This is a genomic window from Gluconobacter thailandicus F149-1 = NBRC 100600 (genome assembly GCF_000964465.1).
Lineage (GTDB): Bacteria > Pseudomonadota > Alphaproteobacteria > Acetobacterales > Acetobacteraceae > Gluconobacter > Gluconobacter thailandicus.
In genome coordinates this window covers 1-2,719 of the sequence record NZ_BANH01000095.1, presented here as the reverse complement: position 1 = coordinate 2,719, position 2,719 = coordinate 1, and the positions used below count along the sequence as shown (strand labels likewise).

Sequence of the window (2,719 nt, the reverse complement as noted above, 5' to 3'; positions counted from 1 at the left end):
TGCCGATCAACGTCGCGCACCACGCAGATCTTGAAGCCCTGCTGCGTGGTTTCAATCACGCCTACAACCAACGCCGACAGCGGGTGTTGAACGGGCTTGCACCTGCTGCAAAAGTGGCCGAGCGCCTCCTGCAACAACCAGGTCTCCGCAATCGACGCCACAAACCCGTCAAGGACGCAGAAATCATGAACGATGTAGATCGCATCATGATTTACGCCAATGACGTCTCACAACCTGACAGTTAGAACTGGTGTCTTAACGTGAAGCTTCCAGAAAAGGGTGCACCATAATAAGATTGATCCCAATAAAGAGACGTCAAATATTTATGGCTGCTGACATTGTTCAGGTTGCCCGTAAACTGCCAGTGTCTGCCCAGATCATAATGGGCCATCAGATCAACCAGCGCATAGCTGTGCTGGCGTGTAACAATCTCGTTTCCCGAGGTTGAAAGCACGCCCTGGTCTCGCCAGATGCGGCCCTGCCAGGTGATATTCGTCCCCACACGCAGATGCGGCACATAGGGCACCTGCCACGTTATGGCGCCATGCAGCGTCTGCCGGGGCACATAGGTGCGAACCGGGTCGCCATCCTCGTCATAAATCTTCATCAGTGTGCCCCCCGCCATAATTTGCAGGCTGCGCGTCAACTGGCCGGAAATATCGAACTCCACTCCAGCGGATTGTGCGTTGATGGTGCGATAGTAACTCTGGCCGTCAGAGAAGTAGCCTGCGAAATCCGCCAGATGGTTCTGATGCACGTGAAATCCGGTCAGCGAGACATTGAGCCGGTTGTCAAACCATGCCGCCTTTACACCACCTTCCAGATTATCCCCGTTGACCGGACCCAGAATTTTTCGACTGGCATCCAGTTCGCTCTGCGGATTGAAAATTTTCGAATAACTGACGTAGAATGTATAGTGTTTCAGGAAATCATACGTAAATCCGGCATAAGGGCTTGGCCGTGTCGCGGAGTAGTTGCTGGCCACACCATAGCTTGCACCATTGCTTTCCGCATGGGTCAGATTGACCCCTCCGAACAGATGGGCATTACGGAACGGGTTCAGCCGCAGCACGCCATACAGGCTTTCGCGTGTCTGGGTGAAACCAGCGGTTTCATCATACGCCGTGAAAGGCGGCTGCGGATAATTGCCGCTCCAGCCTTCAAGGGCGGGAAGCGCCGTCCCGATATCGGCGGAATAGTTGGAAAGCTGACGCGTGCGAGAAGACGCGGCATTGACGCCGAATGCAAGCTGATGCATACGCCCGCCCAGCCGGAATGCTCCGGTCGTGGACAGATCCCCGATCCATTGACTTTCAGACCCGGTATAGCGCGATGGGTAGCTGTATAGTCCCAGCCCCGTTTCCCTGTCTGGCGTGCCATACGCATAGAACAGGTTCCCGTCCGTCTGCATGACACGATGAAAGGCATAGAGCCGTACGCTCCAGTCAGAGCCAATCCGGCGGCTGATATCCGCGAACATCTGGGAATCCCGGTTGTTCATGTAGGACCAGTCTGATGCCGTGGACGTTGAACGGCTGTAACGCGTGGGCGAACCGTCTGTATAATAGAGCGGCAATGCCCCCCACATAGAGCTGTTGGGGTTGTTCTGCTGCCAAGTATAGCCCAGCCGCACTGTGGTATAGGCGTCCAGATCGCCTTCGATGGTCCCGTAGACAACCGTTTTTTCCTGCGAATACCGCGCCAGGTAGGAGTCGCCATTTTCATAAACCGCCACCAGGCGCCCTCGCAGCCGTCCGGACGCAAGGGGAGAGCCTGAAATATCCCCCACCACACGACGCTTGTTCCATGACCCCACAGTGCCCTCCACACTGGCCTGGAAATCCCGCGTCGCGCGTTTGCGGGTATAATCTACCGTCGCTGCCGGATTTCCCGTGGAAGACAGGAGCCCGTTCGCCCCACGCAAGACGGCTACGCTGTCATAAACGGCGGTATCAATGGCCCCTGTCTGTGTCCCCTGTGCAAAAGGCAGGCCAATGCCATCATACTGATAGTTGGAAACATCGAACCCGCGTGCCGAAACGTAGGTGCGCTCCGTCTCTACGCGTTGGACAGTAATCCCAGTTGCATGGCTTAAAGCGTCATTGGCGTTTTGCAGTGTGAAATCGTCCAAAAACCGCCGCGTTATCACGGTTACAGATTGTGGAGTTTCCCGCAACGTTAATGGAAGATGAGTGGCTACCGCTGTTGCCTGAACCGTTAGTGATCCGTTTTGTTCCGAAGGTTGAATACTTCGTTTTCCCACAACCTCCACATGCTCGGTCGTTTTGTTGCTACTTTGTATTTTTCCAAGTGGCTTATCCTTGTCGTCTTTGTTTTTCAAAATATCCTGCGCACTAGCAGGAAAGAAGCCACAAACTGGTACAATAAGCAACGTGGAAGCTAGTAGAGCTACACGCATTGTCATCCTCACCCACACGTTAATGCAGGGCACAATAGGAACAAACTTTAATTATGCAAACGATTCTCAGTCGCACAATAACCATAGTAACAAATACGTTATTTCCTTAAAAAGACATGAAACGTCACAAAATATCTCTATTTATCAACATTAATTTTTACCTGAACTTTATAAAATAATCGAGGGCATATCTTGCCTAGGCTCAGGACCTGTTCATTTATTGAACTGAGCGAAGCGTTGTGATTCACAGGTTTAGCGATGGAGGGTGAGCCAGTGAGTGACATGTTTTTGCTGTCCGAG

General features: G+C 52.7%; 1 protein-coding gene and 1 pseudogene. One reads left to right on the top strand and one right to left on the bottom strand.

What is annotated here, in order from left to right:
* Nucleotides 1-245: pseudogene (locus B7444_RS15550) on the top strand (IS481 family transposase); the annotation flags it as partial.
* On the opposite strand, the gene B7444_RS15545 reads toward B7444_RS15550, so the two are convergent.
* The gene (locus B7444_RS15545) at nucleotides 242-2,419 is read right to left on the bottom strand and encodes a TonB-dependent siderophore receptor (protein ID WP_261766725.1); all 2,178 of its coding nucleotides are present in this window, start codon (nucleotides 2,417-2,419) and stop codon (nucleotides 242-244) included. The pseudogene B7444_RS15550 and the gene B7444_RS15545 overlap by 4 nt on opposite strands.
* Between the last annotated feature and the right edge of the window lie 300 nt (nucleotides 2,420-2,719).